Below are 22,172 nucleotides of genomic sequence, written 5' to 3' on the forward strand. Positions count from 1 at the left end.
TTCTTCCATAAGATTATCGGAAGAAAACGCCGATAAATTTTATAATTTCATATGTTTTTCCATATCATATTTTCCCCATACACCACAAAAATCCCTTCCCGCATCGCACGTCCACATCCCGGAAGTGATTTCCCTCATTCCATTCCAGCACACACTCTATCTTCTCATTATTCCTGTACCAGCGATCCATTTCTCGAATATTCTGCCCGACCTGCCGCATTACAGCATTCCGGGTTTTCTCTTCACGGTCTCCCAGACTGAGATATACCTGTTTCGTTCGGATCTGTTTTGTTTTCGCATATTCCAGCCATCCGGGGAACCATACGGATGGCGATATTCCGGCTGCTGCCGCAAATTTGACAGTACTCTTTTCCTGGTAAGTGCTCCACAAGGCAAACAGTCCTGCAAGGGAATAACCTCCCAGAATTACTGGAATGTCTTTTATATCTTCTTCTAATTTATATCGTCTCATGATCTCCGGTATCAGCATTTTTTCTATAAATGCCAATGTTTCGCCTGCACCTTCTCCGAAGGATTCTTTTCCGAATACCGCCGGAGCGCACCAAGGTGACAGATCCTGGTTCCAGTCTTTTACCAGAAATGCAGCCACCAGAAAACTCTTTTCTGTGTGTTCTGTCATAAACCGGATCTGCCCGTCCAACATCTGTGCATGCGGTTCGTTAACTGGCTGAATCAGAAAATATTCCGGATTTTTATTTGCATAGACAAAGCAGGTGATTTTATTAATCTCAAAAATATTTTTTTCCATAATTATTTCTCACGACACATAATACCCAATCTTATCCCTTGCCATCCGATACTGTTCCAGCGACATAACTACCTTTCCTTTGCGGGTATCAATGAGTCCATCTTCTTTCAGTTTTGTAATGGTACGATTGATGGTTTTTACAGTCATTCCCAGTTCTTCCCGGATTCCTTCCCTTGTTTTCCGGAGGATAACTTCGCCCTTTTTCTCGATGTTGTGGGCGGAGGCAAATTTCAGCATGTAGTCCAGGAACAGGAACGTAGGAGGATAAAAAAGTCTGGCGCCCCGGTTGTAGGAGGAACGGTAAAGTTTGTATGCGATCTTGTGAGCTACCAGGCGCAGAAGATGGATATCCTGGGCAATCCACATCTCAAAATCTTCTCTGGAGATCATAAATACCACGCATTCTGTCAGTGTTTCGATAGATACGGATGTGAGAGGTTTTTCCGCAAGAATCGTAACTTCACCAATAAAATCAATGGGCTCGTTTTTTTCGATCATAAATACATTTCCATTTTCAAATTCATTGATTACCCGGTGATCTCCGCTGCATACGATCCCGAAATAATCCAGAGGATAGTCTTTCTGATGGATGATAGTTCCCGGTGGAAATTTCCGGATGGTGTAGCGGGTTTTCAGTTCTTCCGGCATATTTTTGAAATAAGTTTCTACCTCCGGATAGGTTTCGATCAGTTCTTCCAGTGTCATTTCTTTCCTCCAACAAAACAATAATAAATATTTCTTTCATTATACCATGAGTTATTCTATAAATTTATATTTTTTTCCAAAAAGTCCCTTTTGTCCTTTTTTTTACTTTTTCAAAAGTGTACAATCCTCGCCGTAAAGAGTTCAGACAGGCAACTGTATTTTATCTGCTTTGCCCGAAGCTCTGTACCGGATCGTTATAGAATACATCCGAATCACTTTACCAGCAGTTTTTTGCATCCAACCTTGTTGCTGATACACATGGGAGCCCCGAAAAACTGTCTGATACATTTTAGGGAGGTAAGAAATGAAGCAACAGGAGTTTATGTATTCAGGCCTTGGCGAGCGCCTGAAAAAAGAATGGAAAATCTATCTCGCCGCACTGATCTTTATCATAATTGCTGATTCCATAGGACAGATCAAGATTCCCCTGGGACCAGGAACTTTGATCTTGTTTCCTATTTTTTATTCTATTTTTCTTGGTATCCTTTCAGGACCTCAGATCCTGAAGATATTCAAAAAGCCTGAGGTAAAGGCTGCATCCAAACTGGTTATCGTATGTATCTGTCCTTTTATCGCCAAGCTCGGCATCAATGCAGGCGCAAGTATTGAGACTGTGATCTCCGCAGGTCCGGCACTTCTCCTTCAGGAGTTCGGAAACCTGGGAACCATCTTTTTGTCACTGCCTATCGCACTGCTCCTTGGCCTGAAACGTGAGGCTGTCGGTGCCTGCCACTCCATTAACCGCGAGACGAACCTGGCTTTGATGCAGGATGTATTCGGACCGGACTCCCCTGAAGCACGCGGAAGTCTTTCCATTTACATCATCGGCGGAATGGTCGGAACCATCTTCTTTGGTTTTATGGCAACCGTAATCGCTTCCACCGGCCTTTTTCATCCGTATTCACTTGGTATGGCTTCCGGTGTTGGCGCCGGCATCATGATGGCAACTGCCACCGCTACGTTATCAGAAATGTTCCCGGCAATGGCGGATCAGATTGGTGCACTTGCAAGTGCCAGTGAAACTATTTCAGGCATCGATGGAATTTACATGGCCCTCTTTGTAGGTATCCCGCTGTGTAATTGGCTTTACGGAAAACTGGAACCAAAGCTTGGTCCGATCCATGACAAACTGGCTGGAAAAGGAAAAGGAGAGAAATAACAATGAGATATATTGAGTGGGCTGTAATGTTTCTTGTGGCAGGTGTTGGAATCGCCCTTGCCAATTTTGTAGGATTTCAGGTAAACTTTATGGATTCTGTTCCAGGCATCCTGATCCTCCTTGCGATTTCTTTTGTATCGGTAGTGATCAGCAAACTGGTGCCTTTCAAGCTGCCGGTGATCGCTTACTGTTCTCTTATCGGACTTCTTGTTGCAAGCCCGTTATGCCCTGCCCGTGAGTTTGTGATCGAAGCTGCCGGAAAGATCAATTTCACCGCACCGCTGACCATGGTTGGTGCTTATGCCGGAATCTCCATCAGCGACCAGCTGAAAGAGTTTGCAAAACAGGGATGGAAAATGCTTCTCATCGCGGCTCTGGTCATGATCGGAACCTTTACCTGTTCTGCTATCATCGCCCAGATTGTTCTGTCTCTGACACATGTGATCTGATAAATTCATGGACTTTCTTCGGCCGGCTGGTGTCTTTTCACTGACCGGCTGTTTTTTCCTGTCACACAAAACAAAGATTTCAAAAATCAGCTTTAATCTGGGAGGTAAAAATGAACGAAAAAACAACTTGTGATATCTTAATCCGTAACACTTCCATCCTGGATGAAAACTTCCAAATCCGGCGCAGCATTTTCATTGCCATCCAGAACGGAACCATCCTTTCCATCACCTCTGAAGAGCCTTCCTGCCTTACAGCCACAGAAACCATCGATGGAAAAGATCTCCTGTGGATGCCAGGCCTTATAGACGGCCATATGCATACCGGGCAGCAGCTTCTCAAAGGTGCGGTACTGGATGAACTGCCCATGATCTGGACCAGGATCATGCTGCCTTTTGAAAGCACTCTGACTCCGGAAAAAATGCGTCTCAGTGCCAGCCTTGCCGCCCTTGAGATGATCAAAAACGGAACTACCGGATTTGTGGACGCAGGAAGTTATTTTATGGAAGAAGCTGCCAGAGTTTACCTGGCTTCAGGCCTTCGCGGCGCACTTTCCCATTCATCCATGGATCAGGGAAATTTTCCGGATTCCATACGACAGACTACGGAGGAAGTTCTTGCATCGGAGGACCGTCTTTTTGATGAATTTCACGGAAAGGGAAATCTGAAAGTATTCTATTCCTTACGTGCACTGATGAACTGCTCCCCTGCACTTATTAGAGCCACTGCCGGACGGGCCACAGAGCGGAATACTTTTTTTCAGGCTCATATGAATGAATATGCCGGAGAAGTAAATTATACTCTGGAAAAATTTCAGCTGCGTCCTGTGGAATATCTGGATTCTCTCGGGGTTCTGAATGCGGATTTCCTTTCTGCCCACAGCATTATGGTGTCTGCTCACGAACGTTCTCTTCTTGCAGAAAATCAGGTAAAAGTTGTTCATTGTCCCTTCAGTAACTGCGGAAAAGGTGTGCCGGATACTCCTTCTCTTCTGGAACAGGGAATCTGCACCGGTCTTGGCACAGACGGAACTGCACATGGAGGCTTAAGTCTCTGGAATGAAATGAAGATCTTCCGTTCTGTCATGAATTCTTTCTGGGGAGTAAAAAATGCAGATCCAGCTGTAATGCCCGCAAAAACCATCCTGAAAATGGCTACTGAAAACGGTGCTCACCTTCTTGGTGAAGAAAAATCCGGTGTATTAAAAGAAGGGTTCAAAGCCGATCTGATCTCCATCAACTGGCGCCAGCCACATCTTCTTGCCACAAACAATCCGGTAAATACACTTCTGGAATGTGTCTGCGGAAATGATGTGTCTGACAGCATTGTAAACGGAAAACTTCTGATGCGAAACCGCCAGGTACTGACCCTGGATGAGGAAAAGATCCTCTGGCAGGCAGAGAAATATTTTACTTCCGGGGAGGTGTCTGAATGAATTCTTTAACGATCCTGACTCTCGTGATCATCGCAGCCGCAAATATGGCAGTTGGCGGATGCATCGGAATCTGTGGAATTGCCGGTTTTCTGCTGCCTATGCTGTACACAGGCGGACTTGGCTTTGACGTAACTTATGCGCTGGCACTCAGTTTTCTTGCGTTTCTGGTATCCGGTATTATCGGTTCTTTTAATTATTACAAAGCCGGAAATCTGGATGTAAAAATGTCTCTGAAACTTGGTATCGGCAGCCTCATCGGTGCCATTGCCGGTGTATTCCTTCAGTCCATGATCGAGAAATCCACAGCCAAAACCATCCTTTATCTGGTGGTACTGTTTTCCGGTGCTTCCATTCTGGTCCGGATGTGGAATGAAAAAAGAAAAGCAGCTTCCGCTGCCTCAAATGAAAGCCCAGACTCTTCTGAGCCTGTACGTTCAAAATCCATTGCAGACCATATGGGATTCCTGATCTTCCTTGGGATCACTACCGGAGCGATCTGTTCTCTCTCCGGTGCAGGCGGCCCGGTCCTTGTGATGCCTCTTCTGGTAGCATGCGGAGTGTCCACAAGGATCGCCGTCGGTGTGGCACTTTTTGACTCCGTGTTTATTGCCATTCCTGCATGTATCGGCTATCTTTCCAGAATTACCTGGACAGAAGTCCTTGGACTTCTGGTACTGATCGTTCTGACTCATGGGATCGGTGTATGGCTGGGAAGCCGTTTCGCGGGAAAAGTTCCTGTTCAGGGGCTGAAGATATTTGTAGCTGTATTCTCTGTATGCATTGCCATTTATATGCTGATGTAAAATATTTTTTGTTGCATCATTCTGAAAATTCCTGTATAATCAACGTAATAATCACAACTAAAGAGCGTAACGTACAAGGGCGTACAGCACATGTTTCCTGTGTCTGTACGCTCTTGTTGGTATTTCTGCAGTCCTGCAGGGATTTCGCTTTGAGAAAGGGAGGAGATTTCTATGATGAATGCAATCGGAAATGTGATAAACCAGATCGACAGTCTGGTGTGGGGCTGGTGGATGATCATTTTGCTTCTGGGTACTCATATTTTTATGACCATCCGCACCGGGGTGATCCAGCGAAAGATTGGTACTGCCATCCGCCTGTCTGTCACCAAAGATCACGATGCAGAAGGTGAAGTCAGCCAGTTTGGAGCTCTGACAACGGCACTGGCTTCTACTATTGGAACCGGAAATATCATCGGTGTCGGTACTGCTATCGCTCTTGGCGGTCCCGGTGCAGTTCTCTGGTGCTGGCTTACCGGTGTTTTTGGAATCGCCACCAAATACAGCGAATCTCTCATCGCCGTAAAATACCGTGTCAAAACCAAAGACGGACGTATGCAGGGTGGTGCCATGTATGCTTTGGAACGTGGCTTAAATATGCGCTGGCTTGGTCTGATCTTCGCGTTTTTTGGCGGTTTTGCCTCCTTTGGGATCGGATGTGCCACCCAGGTCAATGCCATCGCAACGGTATGTAACGAGAACCTCCATATCCCGCCAGCAGTGATCGGCATTGCTGTGGCTGTTCTTACTGCTCTTGTTATTTTCGGCGGGATCAAATCCATTGCAACCGTATGTGAACGTCTTGTTCCGTTTATGGCATTTTTCTATGTGATCGGATGTATCGTCATCCTGGGGATCAATTTCGATTTTATCATTCCTGCCGTAAAAACCATCTGCAAACTTGCATTTACTCCTGGTGCCGCTGCAGGAGGTCTTGTGGGACGTGGTATCATGATGGCTATGCAGTATGGAATCGCAAGAGGACTTTTTTCCAATGAATCCGGTATGGGTTCCGCGCCTATCGCCGCAGCTGCAGCCCAGACAAGAAATCCGGTACGTCAGGCTCTTGTTTCCAGTACCGGTACATTCTGGGACACCGTTGTAGTATGTCTGATGACCGGTCTCGTTCTTGTCACCAGCATTATGAAAAATCCTTCCATAGACATGGGAAATATCACTGACGGTGGTGTCCTTACCACCCTCGCATTTCAGCAGATCCCGATCCTTGGCCCTGTGATCCTGGTGGTAGGTATCATTTCCTTCGCATATTCTACTGTCCTTGGGTGGGCATATTACGGGGAACGGTGCGTAGAGTATTTTTCCGGCAAAAAAGGCCTCATCCCTTATCGTGTGCTGTACATCGCGGTAGCTGCCATTGCTCCTGTTATTTCCCTGAACCTGGTATGGACCGTAGCCGACATCCTGAATGCGCTGATGGCCATTCCCAATCTGATCGCAGTACTGCTGCTTTCCAATGTGATCGTAAAAGAAACAAAGAAATACATCAATAATCTGGATGCACGGGACGATACTCCAGTAGAAGTGATTGATAAGTAAAACATTCATAGTTATAAAGTCGTATATAACAAAGTTACAGCTCCAACTGCTTCTGATCATTACGAGGCAGTTGGAGCTGTTATTTTACAACACATCCTGTTCTTTCATCTCTTCAGACACTGAAAGATATTCCTTACTGTTCTCCACGATTCCGAGTTTTTCTTCCCAGGTAAGGTTTCGTTTGATCCTGGCCGGGCTTCCCATTACCAGTGAACCATCCGGGATCACCGTATTTTTTGTCACAAGACTTCCGGCTCCTATGATGCAGTCATTTCCGATCTTTGCACCATCCAGGATCACCGCTCCCATTCCGATCAGTGTACGGTCTCCGATGATACATCCATGGATCACCGCATTATGCCCTACAGTAACATTGTTTCCGATATGGACCGGCATATTGTGGCTTACATGAATGGTACAGTTTTCTTGGATATTAGTCTCTTCTCCGATCACTACCGGAGCATCATCTCCACGGATCACTGCATAGTACAGCACACAGCTGTCACGGCCGATCGTCACATCCCCAAGGATCACAGACTGTTTTGCGATCCTGGCGCCTTCTGCGATTTTTACATTTTTATAATTCATTTTTCCTCCTGAATCTGCTTAACCCATATTATATTTCGTCCGGATCACAATATCTGTATACTGATATTCCTTTTCCGGTGTTTTGTTGTCAAAAAGGAGCTGGAACAGAATGGTCACCGGGGAATGCCCCTGTACGGCTGCATCCTGTCCGATAAGAAAATTGATGGTTCCTTCCTTCAGCCATTTCAGATTTTCTTCCAGGAAATCATTGGCGATCACATGCATGGTTTTGTCTTTTCCAAGCTTCTGCAAAGTCTGGCAGACGCCCTTTACGCCATGGCCCGTAATATAAATACCGGTCAGTTCCGGATAAAGTTCCAGAAGTTCTTCCACGATCTTGGATGCCACCCACTCATCATCATAGGAATATCTTGTATCCACAACCTCAATTCCCGGGAAACTTTCCTTGATCTCTGTTGAAAATCCCTTCTGCCTGCTGATCAGGCCAGGATTGGCAACCTGTCCGGAAATGATGGCAACCTGTCCGCTTCCGCCTGTCATTTCTCCCATCAGGCCTGCTGCTGTACGGCCGGCCTGAAACGTATCCTGTCCCACAAAACATAACCTCTTCGTATCTTCCAGATCTGCATTAAAAGTAACTACCGGAATCCCATACTCTTCCTGATACTGGTCAATCCTCGCTCTTAACAGCTGATCTTCCGATGGTGTCAGAGCAATCCCGTTAAACCCCTCTTCCCGTAGTTCTTCCATTGCAGCCATTACTTTTTCCGGTTCCACGCCCTCGATCTCATAGATCTTTACCGTTCCGCCGAAACTCTCCACTTCTTCTTTTGCTTCCAGGACACCCTTTAAAACCTGCTGCATAAAAGGGGTCTTCATATACTGAAGGATCACACCGATACGGATCTTCCGCTTTGCCATGGCAAGGGCACGTCCTGCGCGGCTGGGCTGATACCCCATCTCCTGTGCTATCTTTTTGATCTTTTCCTCTACTTCCGGGCGGATACGGCCTCTGTTGTTCAGTGCCCTGTCCACGGTGCCTCTTGAAACCCCGGCCGCTTCCGCGATCTGCTGTAACGTTACTGCCATATTTTACCCTCCAAAACATCTCCTGTGCTTTTCGTGTTCACGTGCACATGTTTTTATTTCATTATACACATTTACGTGTTCTCAGGCAATCCCTGATTTGATTATTTTTATAATTTCCAGGCAAGTCCCCACCCACTGCTTATCTCTTTTCGCACCCCCACAAGAGACTTACTTGATTTTGTAAAAAAATGCTTCCGAAAATTTTTCCGGAAGCATTCTTATTTATCATTCTAAAACAAATTTCTGCGTCAGTCCAGAAGCTCCTGTACCATCTCCGGGGTAAAGGTCACGGCTTTCACATGATCCACCTCGATCTGATACAGCGCATTGGCCGCGATATGCTCCGCAGCCTGCTCCAGATCACGGATTCCTGTGGTGTCCTCAAATTTCCTGATCACTGCATCCAGCGCCTCATCGGTTACAATACATTCTTCCGGCTTCAGGCTCATACGTTTCAGAACCTTCGGAAGTGCAAATCTGGAGAAGATGATCTTCTTTTCCTCCGGTGTGTAATCCGGAATGTCGATCACTGCAAAACGTGACATCAGAGGAGCACTGATCTGTGCCTTGTCATTGGCTGTGGCAATCGGATAGACACCAACGGTCGGAACCATACATTCCATATAGTTATCTGTGAAACCAAGGTTATCCAGAAGTGTCAGAAGCACATCTGCCGGATTTCCGTTGCCTTTCCCTGATGCAGCCTTGTCAAGCTCGTTGATGATAAATACCAGATTGGATTCTCCTGCCATGGAAAAAGCCTCCATGATGATTCCAGGCTTGGCATTTGCGTAGACACGGGAACTTCCGGTCAGCTGTTCCGGATCGTTAATGGAACTCATATCCAGAGTTGTCCACGGCATTTTCAGGATCCTTGCAACTGCATAGGCGATCTGAGATTTACCGGTACCTGCCGGTCCTACAAGAAGCAGTCCGTAAGCAGGAAGTGTATGGGTACGGTTGATCTGGATGATCGTTTCAATGATTCTCTGTTTTACACGTTCCATTCCATAAAGTTCCTCATCCAGGATACGACGTGCTTCCTTGGGATCAATAGACTCAAAATAATTATGTTTCCACTGAATGTTCATCATAATGGAGAGTGCTCTCTGAGCATGGCGTCTTTCCTCCTGGGAAACTTCATGGGAGCGGGCAACTGCCAGGTTTCTTCTCGCCCAGAGACGGATATTATCCGGCATGGTCTTTCCGGCACAGGTCATAAAGTCGGTGATACTCTGAATGCTGGTGAGCTTCATGTCATCACCGTCTTCTTCCTCCTCATCGTCCTCATTTACTTCTGCCGGCGCACTGCTTGCAAACAGACGCTCGATCATGAACTGAAGAAATCCATCCTCTGCAGAAAGCTTGGTACCGCCGCCAAAAGCGATCTCACGGATCTTGTAAACTGCATATCCCTCTTCTGTATTCTGTCCTGAAAGACGGATGTTGATATGATTTTCTCCGAGCCATTTGATCAGACTTGTAAAACGAGAATCGATCTTCAGGATATCTGCCGGAAAAACACCGTCCTCTTCCTTGAACTCAAATGCTGTCTGCTTTGCAGGGTTGGAAAAATATCCGCAGGAATGATGTTTCCACTCTCTTTTGCTGTTATCCAGGATCAGCACCGGTTTCTCCGGTGTGGCTTTTGTCTCATTGGAACGAAACGTTGTATATGTGCACTGGCTCTTTGTCTCATTTTTGTCTGCCGGTGCTGCACTGAAATCAAAAACTGGCATGTGCTTTACTCCTCTTTCTCTGAAAATATCTTTCGCAAGGCGGATTTTTCTATTCCACTTCGCTGTATGTTCATGAACACGATTGTTTCACGGTTTGCATTCAGTGTATCACGGATTGGAAATCTCAACAACTGGTGATCTGATTTTTTATGCATTTTTTTGCATAAAACCATGATGTTTCCTCTGCGGACTTGGCTTCGTCATTTTCCCATAAGTTGTTTAAACAATTTTGCAGTTTGCCGATTGACACTGCCTGTAAACTGTGTTATCGTGCAATTATGTTTGCTTTATATTTTTTACAAAAGCTGACACAATTACAGTACCTGTGGATTTCCTGTTTGTAAAACATGCACTCCCATTACTGTAGTTGTATTTTTTTGGAGGAGGAAATGAGAAATCAACTTTCACAGCGGGATGACTTTTATCCGCAGATCGTTAAGCTTGTCATCCCTATTATCATTCAGAACCTGCTCAGTGCAGCGGTCAATTCTGCTGACGTTATCATGCTGAACTTTGTAGGTCAGTCATCCATCTCCGCAGTTTCCCTGGCAGCGAACTATTCCAATGTCCTGTTTATGGTATACTACGGTCTTGGTACAGGTGCTACCCTGCTTTGTGCCCAGTATTATGGAAAAGGGGATTACAAAGCCATTCAGATCATTGAGGGAATTGCACTTCGTTTTTCCATGATCATCTCTATTCTTGTGGCTCTGGTTGCATTTACCATGCCGCAGATGATGATGAAACTGTTCACCAACGATCCAGAACTTCTGGCCATAGGTTCTTCTTATATACGCATTATGGGTATCACCTATATCTGCTGGGGTATGACGGAGGTTTATCTGGCCGTCCTTCGAAGTATCGGGCGGGTAACTGTCAGCATGGCCATGAATATGCTGGCTTTTGGATTGAATATCCTTTTAAACGCCACTTTTATCTTTGGCCTTTTCGGAGCTCCAAAACTTGGAGCCACCGGTGTTGCCATTGCTACCGCGCTTTCCAGAACCGTGGAACTGATCGCATGTTTTATCGTTTCCGCCTTCAGTAAAAATGTACGGCTGGATCTTCGATATATGTTTATTAAAAATAAGCTGTTGTTCAGCGATTTTGTACGGCTTTCCCTGCCGGCTCTTGGCAATGATATTTCCTGGAGTGTTGGCTTTTCCATGTATTCGGTAATCCTCGGGCATCTTGGTACGGATGCGGTTGCTGCCAATTCTCTGGTTGTAGTTGTCCGTAATATCGGTACGGTTTTCTGTTTTGGTATTGCAAGCGCAGGTGGTATCCTTCTTGGAAATGTGATGGGCCAGGGAGATCTGGAGCGTTCCAAGCGTTATGCTTCCAAAACTTTGAAACTTACAGTGATCGCCGGTGCTTTTGGCGGCCTGATCGTTCTTGCTATTACACCTTTTATTATGAAGTTTGCTTCTCTGACTCCTACGGCTATGCATTATTTGAAGTATATGCTTCTGATCAACTGTTATTACGTTATGGGAACTGCAGTAAATACAACCTTGATCGCCGGTGTATTCCGTGCAGGCGGTGATACGAAGTTTGGCCTGATCTGTGATACGATCGATATGTGGGTATATGCAGTGCCCCTTGGATTCTTCGCCGCGTTTGTACTGAAGCTGCCGGTTATGTGGGTGTATTTTCTGCTCTGTACAGATGAGTTTGTGAAGTGGCCTTGGGTTATTAAGAGGTATCTTAGTGGAAAATGGGCTAAGAATATTACCCGTGAGGATATATTTGAGAATAATAAATAGAATATTGGGTGGATGTGGAGTATTGACTTTTACTGACGAAGGGACGCAGGACAGAACGTTCACGTTCGCTTCCGTCCCCTTCCGGTTTGAAATGCCAGCCCCCGACGAAGCCGCAGAACCGGACAGATACTGTCTCCCGGGCGTCCGTTCATCCACCAAACTACCGTAACCTCTTAACTAACCGTTCCGTCAACTGCTCCACCGCCATCTGCACCTCACGGATCTCCTCCGCCGAAATCCCATCTTTATGAAATCCCCCAGTACAAACCACTCTCTTTCCAAGCTCCTTCGAAATCTTCTCCGCCATCCACCGGCAGACAACCTCATCCTTATGCCCCGGAAAATTCAAAACCGAAGAAGTCGCACTCACACTACCATCTCCTGAAAGGGATTCCCTTGGTTCCGTCTGCACCACACACCCCAGATGCGGCCTCTCTCCGCCCTGCAGACAAAGAAGCACATCCTCACCAATCAATGCAGCACTGATCTCCAGCTGGCATCCAGCAGCCACCACACACTCCGTCACAATCCATTCCATCTACGATACTCCTTCGCTTCAATCCCAAACGGCTCCAGAAGCTTCGCCGCAATATGATAAACCATATCATCAATACACTCCGGCCTATGATAAAACGTCATCATCGGCGGAATGATCCTCACCCCCGGGAGCATAGAAAGCTCATAAAGATTCCGAAGATGAATTCCGCTTAAAGGCGTTTCCCTGGCAGCCAGTACCAGCGTTCTCTGTTCTTTGATCGTCACATCCGCCGCACGCAGGATCAGATTATCCGCATAACCACTGTGGATACCAGCAATCGTTTTCATACTGCAGGGCACGATCAGCATCCCCTCTGTTTTAAAAGAACCACTGGCCGGTTTTGCCCCGATCTCCTCCGGTGCACACACATGATCTGCCAGCCGTTTCACATCATCCACTTCCAGCTCTGTCTCCTGCCGGAGAGTCAGCTCTGCGCTGGAACTCATGATCAGATAAGACTCAAAATCCGGATCTTCCCGGATAATCTCCAGACATTTTACAAGGAGCGGCAGGCCACTTGCACCTGTCGCACCAACTATAATTCTCTTTTTCATTTTTTCAGCCATTTCTCCGGATCCAGTTCCATAAAACGTGCTCTGTGGAAACGATCTTTCAGATCATAAGGTACTGTACAGTCAAAAATAGTCTTGCATGCAATTCCATGGTCACGGATGCTTGGAGAAAATGCCGGATCATTGGACGGATCAAGGGGATGGCATCGAACACCCGGAATGGTGATCACATCCACATCTCCCTGGAATCTTGTGTTCATCGCCCAGAGAACATCATTCATGTCAAAACAATCCACATCTTCATCTACAAGAAATACATTTTTCAGCTCACTGAACGCGGAAAAGGCAAGAAGAGCAGCCTGGCGCTGTCTTCCCTCATCGCTTGGAGAAAGTTTTTTAAACTGAAGGACAGCCATATATTTTCCACCGCCGGCACTGCTGCAGTACACATTCTGAAGTCTTCCAGGCATTGCTTTTTCCACCATGCCATAGATACTGGCCTCTGTAGGGATCCCAGCCATGGAAACATGCTCTTCACTTGGTCCGATACAGGTCTGCATGATCGGATGCTCACGGTGTGTCACTGCCGTAACTTTGATCAGCCAGCACTGGTCACTTGCAGGTCCGGTATATCCAGGAAACTCCGGCATAGCGTATCCGGTGTTGCTGTTCTGATCTTCTTTTACACGCACACCAGGGATCACTTCTCCCTCAATTACATATTCCGCATTGGCAATGGCTCTCTCATTAACTGTCACACATTTACAAAGTTCCACCGGCTCTCCACGCAGCGCACCGGCTACAGACAGTTCATCATATCCCAGTGGTGTTGTAGGCGGCTCAAAGCAGGAACCGATCTCAATAGCAGGATCAACTCCGATACTGATAGAGATCGGAAGCTTCTGTCCCAGTTCCTCAGCACGCTCCGCCATAGCTCCGATATGTCTTGCTCCCGGTGTAAAGAAAATGGAAAGCTCATCTTTTCCCTGAATGCAGAGACGGTGAATCGTTACATCATGAACTCCTGTATCCGGGTGTGTGGCATAGCACATGCCAAGTGTGATATACGGACCTGCATCATCCGGCGTATTGGTTGGTGCTGGAACCAGTTTATAAAGGTCAAAATCCGGATCTGTTGTCTTATGCACTACCTGCTGGCACGGTGCATCCCCTTTAAAATCTACCGGTGGAATAGGATTCTCCACACTTTTACAGAGCATCTTTCCAAGATTTTCCGGCCGGGTATCAAGCAAAGCGGCAACTCTCTTTCTACTTGCCAGAAGACCGATGGCCACCTTTGCATCCGGATGTCCTTTCACATGATTAAAGATCATGGCAGGACCTTCTTTTGTAGGACGCTTTACCGTTCCGCCGGCTCCTACATAGCGGTATACCCCTGCAAGTTCTGCCATCGGATCTACTTCCACATCTGTCTCGATCAGCTGATCCGGCATCTGTTCCAGAAGTGCCAGGGCACTTCTTAAATCTCTTACTTTCTCTGCCATAAAAAACCTCCTGCATTCTCTTTATTTTCTGAAGTTATTTTATCTCTTTTTCACATGGTGAATCAATTCTTTCTATGGTATAATTGTTTCCAATATGGAATGATTAATTAAAAGGCAGGTGTTATCATGACTCTTGAACAGATCGACTATTTTATCTGTGCAGCCCAGTCCCGGACTTTTTTTGATGCAGCGGAAACCATGCATATCTCCCAGTCCTCCCTTTCCAAACAGATCATGAAACTGGAAAAAGAACTGGAACTTACCCTGTGGGACCGCAGCAAACGCACAGCTGTGCTTACTCCTGCAGGAGAGTTTTTTTACAAAGAAGCACTTAAAATTTCCAGACAGTACCATCGTTCTATGGAAGCAGTGTCCCATTTTAAGGACAGTGAATCCAAGGTCCTGCATATCGGAACTCTTCCTTTTCTCTCCCAGTACCATCTTACTTCTGTGATCCACAGTTTCTGTGCCGCACATCCGGAGCTTTCTTTTTCTCTGAAGGAGGTGGAAGATCAGGAACTTCTCTCCGGTCTTGAAAAAGATCTCTTTGACCTGATCTTTGCGCGGAAACACATGCTGGATCTGAACCTTTATACTTTTCACGTTCTCACAGAAGACCGGCTGGTTGCCGTATTTCCAAAAAATCATCCTTCTGCGTCCAAAAAAACGGTCTCTCTTACTGAACTGAAAAGAGAAACTTTTATCCTGATGCCTCCGCACACTTCCATTTATCGTTTCTGTATGCGAAGTTTTCACGATGCAGACATCCATCCGCAGATCCTGCGTACTGCCCGTGCAGAGTCTATCGTCAGTGCTGTGGAGATCGGTGAGGGGATCAGTCTCCTTACAGAAAGCAGCTTTCAGTTTTTCCGCCAGCCTTCTCTTACTGCTGTCCCGGTTAACGGACTGGAAAAATTATCGATCGGAATCGCCCATAAAAAAAATATGGCTTTCACATCTTCCGCAGAATGTTTTCTGCAGTTTGTGAAAAGCCATATGTAAACTTTTTTTATAATCCAAACAACATTCCTATTCCATGCACGATGAATGCAACGATCCACGCAGTCACACACTGGAGAAGTGCAATGCCTGCTGCCGTCCTTACGGTTCCCATTTCTCTTCGTACAGTTGCTACTGCTGCCACACAGGGCGTATAAAGCAGGGTAAAGATCAGAAATACATAGGCAGTAAACGGTGTGAACAAAGTCGTCAGCAATGCTGTTTTTCCGCCAAGAAGAACCGTCAGTGTAGATACCACGCTCTCTTTTGCCATAAATCCTGTGATCAGGGCTGTAGATACTCTCCAGTCTCCAAATCCAAGCGGTGCAAACAACGGCGCCACAAGACTGCCGATCTGTGCCAGAAGACTCTGATCTGTGCTGGTAACAAGGTGAAGACCAGCATCAAAGTTCTGCAGGAACCATACGATCAATGTCGCCGCAAAAATAATCGTAAACGCTTTCTGGATAAAACCTTTCGCCTTCTCCCAGATCAGCTGCCCTACACTTTTTGCAGAAGGAAGCCTGTAGTTTGGAAGTTCCATAACAAAAGGAACCGGTTCGCCTTTAAATTTCGTCATTTTCAGGATCAGTGCATACAAAATCCCACAGAGGATTCCCGCAAAATAAAGGCTGATCATCACAACACCACGCCACTGTTTCGGGAAAAATGCGCTGGTGAGAAGCCCGTAGATCGGAAGCTTGGCACTGCAGCTCATAAATGGAGTAAGCAAGATCGTCATCTTCCGGTCACGCTCACTGGAAAGAGTCCTCGTTGCCATAATAGCAGGCACAGAACAGCCGAATCCGATCAGCATCGGCACAAAACTTCTTCCGGAAAGTCCGATCTTTCGAAGAAGTTTATCCATAACAAAGGCAACACGCGCCATATACCCGGTATCCTCCAGGATCGACAGGAAGAAAAACAGGGTGACAATGGTCGGAAGAAAACCGATCACACTTCCGATACCGCTTAAGATTCCATCTACAACAAGAGAATGAAGTACCGGGCTGACACCGGCTGCATCAAGTCCTGCTCCGATAAGACTGATCACCCAATCTACGCCCATGGTCATCCAGTCAGACAGCCATGCGCCAAGGTAATTAAATGTCATGACAAACACAAATGCCATGATTCCTACAAAACATGGGATTGCCGTATATTTTCCGGTAAGTATGCGGTCAATGGACACACTTCTTTTGTGCTCCCTGCTCTCCGCCGGTTTTATCACAGTTTTCTCACAGAGCGTTTCTATAAAATTAAAACGCATATTGGCAAGTGCGGCTTCCCGGTCAAGTCCGCCCTCTTTTTCCATCACATCTACCAATTCTGCCAGAACTTTTTTCTGACCTTCCGGAAGATCCATCCTGCCTTCGATCAGCCGGTCTTTTTCCACGATCTTCGTCGCTGCAAAACGAACCGGAAGTCCTGCTTTCTTTGCGTAAGGTTCGATCAGATGAGCCGTCGCATGGATACAGCGGTGAACAGAGCCTACCGGATCCCCGGGTGACTGGTTTTCCGTACAGAAATCAATCCTTCCAGGTGCTTCCCGGTACATGGCCACATGGACCGCATGATCGATCAGTTCGTCGATTCCTTCATTCTTCACTGCAGAAATGGGAACTACCGGAATCCCCAGGATCTCTTCCAGTTCGTTAACCCGGATGGAGCCTCCGTTGGCTCTTACTTCATCCATCATATTCAAAGCAAGAACCATAGGAATGCCCAATTCCATCAGCTGCATGGTAAGATAGAGATTTCTTTCGATATTGGATGCATCCACAATGTTGATAATACCGGAAGGCTTTTCATTGAGCAAAAAATCTCTTGTCACGATCTCCTCACTGGAATACGGGGAAAGCGAGTAGATTCCAGGAAGGTCCGTCACCGTAGCCTCCGGATGACGCCGGATCGTTCCTTCTTTCTTGTCCACAGTTACACCTGGAAAATTCCCCACATGCTGATTGGAACCTGTCAATTGATTAAAAAGTGTTGTCTTTCCACAGTTCTGATTACCGGCCAGCGCAAATGTGATTGCCTGCCCCTTTGCAATCGGTTCTCCGATCCTGTTCTTCCGGTAATCCCTGGCTTTTCCAAGTTCTCCTACTCCCGGATGTGCAATGGAACGATGTCTCTTATCCTCACAGGGTTCTTCCGGAATCGTCTCAATCTCCGTAATCTCAATCTTTGCAGCCTCCGCAAGCCGCAGCGTCAGTTCATATCCCCGCAGTTCCAGCTGAATGGGATCTCCCATGGGAGCTGTTTTACGAAGGGATACCTCTGTTCCCGGCGTAAGTCCCATATCCAGAAGATGATGTCTTAATTCTCCCTCTCCATGAACATGGATGATTCTTCCACTTTCACCGGTGTTTAATTTATCCAGTGTCATTTCGTCACCTCATCATAAGTACAGTTTATATGGCTAATACCCGTATATGTATTATCCACTGGTATAAATGTAACATAGTTTAAGTTATTTGACAATAACTGATTATTTTCATAAGTTTTATGTAAATAACATGAATTTAAAAGTTATTTATCATTAACATTATTATTTTTTCTCATTAGAGTACAATTTTACCGTATAAAAAACAGACGACAGAAGAATCTGCCGTCTGCATTTCCATATCACTCTTATGTGTACAAAGAAAGGGACTTACTCACCGATCAGCCAGTTATACATCTCTTCATACTGACGTGCGGAATTATTCCAGGAGAAGTCTGCTGCCATCGCACGATCTACCAGTTTATTCCACTCGCGCTTCTTATCGTAATATACACTCTCCGCATAACGGATCGTAGCAAGCATCTCATGTGCATTGTAATTTACGAAGGAAAATCCGGTTCCTGTTCCCTCAAATTCATTGTACGGAACAACGGTATCTTTCAGACCGCCGGTCTCTCTGACGATCGGAAGGGTTCCATAACGAAGGCTCATCAGCTGGCTTAAACCGCATGGCTCAAACAGTGACGGCATCAGGAATGCATCGGATGCTGCATAAATTCTGTGAGACATTGCCTCATCATAGTAGATCTGTGCGGAAACCTTGCCATGGTATTTCCAGTCAAAGTGGCGGAACATATTCTCATAACGTTCCTCACCGGTACCAAGAACAACGATCTGAACTGCATCCTGGCACAGCTCATCCATGATGTAAGCGATCAGGTCAAATCCTTTCTGGTCTGTAAGACGGGATACGATACCGATCATCATGGCCTTCGGATCCTGCTCAAGTCCAAGATCTTTCTGAAGCTGGATCTTGTTCTTGATCTTCTCTTTACGGAAATTCTTGGCATTGTAATTTCTGGTGATGTTCGGATCTGTCTCCGGATTAAATTCATTGTAATCAATACCATTTACAATACCACGCAGGCTGTTGGCTCTCGCATTGAGAAGACCATCCAACTTCTCACCGTAGAACGGTGTCTTGATCTCTTCCGCATAAGTATTACTTACTGTGGTGATGGCATCCGCAAATACCATACCGCCTTTCAGGAAGTTTGCATCCTTGTATGCTTCCAGTTTATCCGGTGCAAAGTAGTAATCAGAAAGTCCTGTAATGTCCTTAACAGTCTTAACATCCCATACACCCTGGAATTTCAGGTTATGTATTGTCATAACAGTCTTGATTCCGCGGAAGAACTCATTCTCCTGGAAAGAATCGTGAAGATAAACCGGAACAAGTCCTGTCTGCCAGTCATGACAGTGAATGATATCCGGTCTGAATCCGATTACAGGAAGAACGGATAACACAGCCTTGGAAAAGAAAGCAAATTTCTCAAGATCCCATGGTGCGCTGTCATATGGTTTCGGACCGCTGAAATAATATTCATTGTCAATAAAGTAGAACTGAATTCCGTCGTACTGCATCTGCATGATTCCCACATAGCAGTTCTTGAATCCCAGATCCATATAAAAATGGGTCACATACTCCATTTTATCTTTCCATTCCTGTTTCATGCAGGCATATTTCGGTAAGATTACGCGGATATCAAAATATTTTTTGTCAAAGCACTTAGGCAGTGAGCCGGCAACATCAGCAAGTCCTCCTGTTTTAATAAAAGGTACTGCTTCTGATGTAGCAAACAGAATTTTTTTCATCTGTATTCCCCTCCCTGGGTACACCCGTTTTTATTTGTAATTATACTCCAAAATTCATTCAATTTAAAGACCGATTTTTATATTCCAGTCTGATTTTATCCGCGATCAGTGCTATGAATTCTGAATTCGTGGGTTTCCCTTTTCCGGTGCTTACGGTATATCCAAATAATTCATCAATCGTATCCATTTTTCCACGGCTCCACGCCACCTCAATTGCATGGCGAATAGCCCGTTCCACTCTGCTTGGCGTCGTCTGGTGACGCTTGGCAATGGTCGGATACAGTATTTTGGTAATGGAGTTCAGCATTTCCATATCATTTACAGATAAAATAATCGCATCTCTGAGATACTGATAACCTTTAATATGCGCCGGAACACCAATTTCGTGAATGATATTTGTCACATCGGTTTCCAGATTTCTCTCCGGTTTCCGTTCTCTCTTTTCTGCAATATTCGGTCTGCTGATCTCCCGAATTCTTCTGTCTCCAGCTCTCCGGATATGTTTAATCCGGTTCAGAAGCATGGTGTTATCAAAAGGCTTCAACACGTAATAGTCTGCTCCCAGACTGAATGCATCCTCCGTGATCCTTTCCTGTCCAACTGCGGATACTACGATAAACACAGGAACTTTACTGCCGCTGGTGTCATGGGAGAATTTCTCCATCACAGACAACCCGTCCATTTTCGGCATGATAATATCCAATATCACCACGTCCGGTTCCTTATCTTTTATAATGTTACAGATTTCTTCTCCGTTGTGTGCTTTTCCGACCAGTTCAAGGTCTTTATCTTCTTCGATCATCTGACCCAGCATATCTGCCATTTTTGTGTTATCGTCTGCAATTGCTACATTTAATTTGTCCATGAGGACATTCCCTCCTAACTTCTATCTCCTTCAATTTCCAGACCTACCCCGTATGACCGTCTGCAGAAATTAATATTCTACCCTTTTCACCCTTGTTTTCTGCCTACGGTTTCTTTTTCCCCTCTGCTGGCGACAAAATTATTATAGTGGAAATCCTATGCCGAAATCAAGATAAAAGTTGGTACTTTTCCTTATTTTCGTACGATATTTTTCGACATTTTATTTGGTTTATATCACAAAATTCACTTTACAGACACTTTTCCTCACAATGATCTACTTTTTTCTTACATAAAAAAGAGGCACTTTTCCTGTGTTTTTACAGCATTTTTCCGTGCCTCTTTTTCTGATTATGCCACATCCATCATATTTTCAATAAAAATTCCATACCCACTCGTGGAATCCTGTACAAAAACATGTGTTACCGCACCAAAGAGCTTTCCATTCTGAAGCACAGGGCTACCGGACATTCCCTGGACAATCCCGCCTGTTTTTTCCAGAAGTTCTTTGTCCGTAATCTGAATCACGAAGCTTTTGTTGGAATCTTCATGATTCAAATCGATCCTGGTGATCTCTGCCGCATACTCTTTTACCTCTCCATCTGTGCAGCAGAAAACAGATGCAGGTCCGGTTTTCAGATCCTGCTTGTACCCTATGGGAACTTTCTCCAGATTCATATTTTTCAGCTGACTGGCCTCCATCGTTCCAAAAATACCGTTTTTTCTGTTTTCAGAAATCTCTCCCAGGATATTGCCGGCTTCGTATCGAATCAACCCGGAAAGTTCTCCGGGATTTCCTTTTTCTCCTTTCCGGATTCCAAGGATCTGAGCATCATACAGATTTCCGTCTGCGATACTTAAGAGTTCGCCTGTGTCCACATCGCTGATCCCATGACCAAGAGCACCGAATCTTCCCTCTTCATCCACATAAGTTAATGTTCCGATTCCCTGCGTATCATCCCTCACCCAGATCCCCAATTTGTATTTCCCCTCCTCATCTTTCACCGGAGTTAAAGACAGAGGGATCGTTTCTTTTCCCCGACGAACCTTCAGTGTCACAGATTCCCCGTCAAGATCAGCCAGATCTTCCAGAAGATCCTGCTTACACTGGATCCGGTTCTGATTAAAAGCCACAATATAATCTCCCGGTTTTACAATGTCCCGGGCAGGTTCTTCCGTCTCGCCGCTTTCTGAGAGGATCTCACCTGTGTCAATGATCAGAACGCCTTTTGTCTGCATATAAATGCCCACTGCAGCTCCACTTACGTATACTTCTTTTGCAGTTGTATGTTTTACTTTCACATCCTTAAAAGGAATCACTCCCAACACTCTGCAGTGCAAAGTATAGCTGTCTTTTCCTGAGACTGCAATGGCATCATCAAAGCTGACAAAAGGGCGCTTAAGAAGGCTGGCCACCTCCCGGCTGTTCTCGTGATCCACCAGGATCTGATCCGGAATCTTCCGGTCCAGAATCCGGTAGCCCAGCCATCCCATCAGCATCAGATCCAGTGCAAGAAATGCCAGGATCAGATAACGGTACTTCCTTTTTCTGTTCATCATACGTCACATCCTTTGTATTTTTTTAACAAGGGGCTATTTGCAATCCACATTCGGTTAAAAAAGAGGACTGACCTTCCGGC

The 22,172-nt window shown here is 45.7% G+C and carries 19 protein-coding genes; 7 read left to right on the forward strand and 12 right to left on the reverse strand.

Features of this window, described 5'->3' with window-relative positions; genetic code table 11:
- Window positions 1-64 precede the first annotated feature (64 nt).
- Both G5B06_RS05005 and G5B06_RS05010 read right to left on the reverse strand, forming a co-directional pair.
- A complete protein-coding gene (locus tag G5B06_RS05005; protein ID WP_148446599.1) occupies window positions 65-769 on the reverse strand; it encodes an alpha/beta hydrolase-fold protein in 705 nt (234 codons plus the stop codon).
- A 9-nt stretch (window positions 770-778) separates the two neighbouring features.
- On the reverse strand, window positions 779-1,474 hold the full coding sequence (locus tag G5B06_RS05010) for a Crp/Fnr family transcriptional regulator (RefSeq protein ID WP_148446600.1): 696 nt from the start codon (window positions 1,472-1,474) through the stop codon (window positions 779-781).
- A gap of 304 nt (window positions 1,475-1,778) precedes the next feature.
- Between G5B06_RS05010 and G5B06_RS05015 the strand changes: the two genes are divergently transcribed.
- The 5 genes from G5B06_RS05015 to G5B06_RS05035 all read left to right on the forward strand — a co-directional run bounded on the left by G5B06_RS05015 (window position 1,779) and on the right by G5B06_RS05035 (window position 6,872).
- Entirely contained in the window at window positions 1,779-2,633 is an 855-nt protein-coding gene (locus tag G5B06_RS05015) for a DUF3100 domain-containing protein (protein ID WP_173761951.1), read from the forward strand.
- 2 nt (window positions 2,634-2,635) lie between these two features.
- Window positions 2,636-3,082: a hypothetical protein gene (locus G5B06_RS05020; protein ID WP_148446604.1), complete on the forward strand. Its 447-nt coding sequence runs from the start codon at window positions 2,636-2,638 to the stop codon at window positions 3,080-3,082.
- 110 nt (window positions 3,083-3,192) lie between these two features.
- Entirely contained in the window at window positions 3,193-4,515 is a 1,323-nt protein-coding gene (locus G5B06_RS05025) for an amidohydrolase family protein (RefSeq protein ID WP_173761950.1), read from the forward strand.
- Window positions 4,512-5,318: a sulfite exporter TauE/SafE family protein gene (locus G5B06_RS05030; protein WP_180215105.1), complete on the forward strand. Its 807-nt coding sequence runs from the start codon at window positions 4,512-4,514 to the stop codon at window positions 5,316-5,318. The genes G5B06_RS05025 and G5B06_RS05030 overlap by 4 nt, the downstream gene beginning before the upstream one ends.
- Window positions 5,319-5,492: 174 nt before the next feature.
- The gene (locus G5B06_RS05035; RefSeq protein WP_418408151.1) at window positions 5,493-6,872 is read left to right on the forward strand and encodes an alanine/glycine:cation symporter family protein; all 1,380 of its coding nucleotides are present in this window, start codon (window positions 5,493-5,495) and stop codon (window positions 6,870-6,872) included.
- Window positions 6,873-6,956: 84 nt separating this feature from the next.
- Here the strand turns inward: G5B06_RS05035 and G5B06_RS05040 are convergent, their stop codons facing one another.
- The 3 genes from G5B06_RS05040 to G5B06_RS05050 all read right to left on the reverse strand — a co-directional run bounded on the left by G5B06_RS05040 (window position 6,957) and on the right by G5B06_RS05050 (window position 10,249).
- A complete protein-coding gene (locus tag G5B06_RS05040) occupies window positions 6,957-7,460 on the reverse strand; it encodes a gamma carbonic anhydrase family protein (protein ID WP_173761949.1) in 504 nt (167 codons plus the stop codon).
- 18 nt (window positions 7,461-7,478) lie between these two features.
- Window positions 7,479-8,510 (reverse strand): LacI family DNA-binding transcriptional regulator, encoded by a 1,032-nt coding sequence (locus G5B06_RS05045; RefSeq protein WP_148446612.1) that lies wholly within the window; start codon window positions 8,508-8,510, stop codon window positions 7,479-7,481.
- 248 nt (window positions 8,511-8,758) lie between these two features.
- Window positions 8,759-10,249: an AAA family ATPase gene (locus G5B06_RS05050; RefSeq protein WP_173761948.1), complete on the reverse strand. Its 1,491-nt coding sequence runs from the start codon at window positions 10,247-10,249 to the stop codon at window positions 8,759-8,761.
- A 389-nt stretch (window positions 10,250-10,638) separates the two neighbouring features.
- Between G5B06_RS05050 and G5B06_RS05055 the strand changes: the two genes are divergently transcribed.
- Window positions 10,639-12,015, forward strand: coding sequence for an MATE family efflux transporter (locus G5B06_RS05055; protein ID WP_173761947.1), 1,377 nt, complete (start codon window positions 10,639-10,641; stop codon window positions 12,013-12,015).
- 160 nt (window positions 12,016-12,175) lie between these two features.
- Here G5B06_RS05055 and G5B06_RS05060 read toward each other — a convergent pair whose 3' ends face one another.
- The 3 genes from G5B06_RS05060 to G5B06_RS05070 are packed head-to-tail and all read right to left on the reverse strand — an operon-like array spanning window position 12,176 to window position 14,570.
- Window positions 12,176-12,553 carry a hypothetical protein gene (locus G5B06_RS05060; protein WP_173761946.1) on the reverse strand — a complete coding sequence of 126 codons (378 nt, stop codon included), beginning with the start codon at window positions 12,551-12,553 and terminating at the stop codon, window positions 12,176-12,178.
- On the reverse strand, window positions 12,538-13,107 hold the full coding sequence (locus G5B06_RS05065; protein WP_173761945.1) for a UbiX family flavin prenyltransferase: 570 nt from the start codon (window positions 13,105-13,107) through the stop codon (window positions 12,538-12,540). Before G5B06_RS05065 ends, G5B06_RS05060 begins: the two co-directional genes overlap by 16 nt.
- On the reverse strand, window positions 13,104-14,570 hold the full coding sequence (locus tag G5B06_RS05070; protein WP_173761944.1) for a UbiD family decarboxylase: 1,467 nt from the start codon (window positions 14,568-14,570) through the stop codon (window positions 13,104-13,106). Before G5B06_RS05070 ends, G5B06_RS05065 begins: the two co-directional genes overlap by 4 nt.
- Before the next feature lie 126 nt (window positions 14,571-14,696).
- Here G5B06_RS05070 and G5B06_RS05075 point away from each other — a divergent pair, with 126 nt between their 5' ends.
- Complete coding sequence (locus G5B06_RS05075) at window positions 14,697-15,572, forward strand: LysR family transcriptional regulator (protein ID WP_173771475.1); 876 nt, start codon at window positions 14,697-14,699, stop codon at window positions 15,570-15,572.
- A 7-nt stretch (window positions 15,573-15,579) separates the two neighbouring features.
- Here G5B06_RS05075 and feoB read toward each other — a convergent pair whose 3' ends face one another.
- The 4 genes from feoB to spoIVB all read right to left on the reverse strand — a co-directional run bounded on the left by feoB (window position 15,580) and on the right by spoIVB (window position 22,092).
- On the reverse strand, window positions 15,580-17,958 hold the full coding sequence (gene feoB / locus G5B06_RS05080; protein WP_148446625.1) for a ferrous iron transport protein B: 2,379 nt from the start codon (window positions 17,956-17,958) through the stop codon (window positions 15,580-15,582).
- A 267-nt stretch (window positions 17,959-18,225) separates the two neighbouring features.
- Window positions 18,226-19,671 carry a glycogen synthase GlgA gene (gene glgA / locus G5B06_RS05085; RefSeq protein WP_148446627.1) on the reverse strand — a complete coding sequence of 482 codons (1,446 nt, stop codon included), beginning with the start codon at window positions 19,669-19,671 and terminating at the stop codon, window positions 18,226-18,228.
- A gap of 58 nt (window positions 19,672-19,729) precedes the next feature.
- The gene (spo0A, locus tag G5B06_RS05090) at window positions 19,730-20,536 is read right to left on the reverse strand and encodes a sporulation transcription factor Spo0A (protein ID WP_148446629.1); all 807 of its coding nucleotides are present in this window, start codon (window positions 20,534-20,536) and stop codon (window positions 19,730-19,732) included.
- 347 nt (window positions 20,537-20,883) lie between these two features.
- Window positions 20,884-22,092, reverse strand: a complete 1,209-nt coding sequence (gene spoIVB / locus G5B06_RS05095; RefSeq protein WP_243278896.1) for a SpoIVB peptidase — start codon at window positions 22,090-22,092, stop codon at window positions 20,884-20,886.
- Window positions 22,093-22,172 lie beyond the last annotated feature (80 nt).

The organism is Blautia luti (assembly GCF_013304735.1).
Classification (GTDB): Bacteria; Bacillota; Clostridia; order Lachnospirales; family Lachnospiraceae; genus Blautia_A.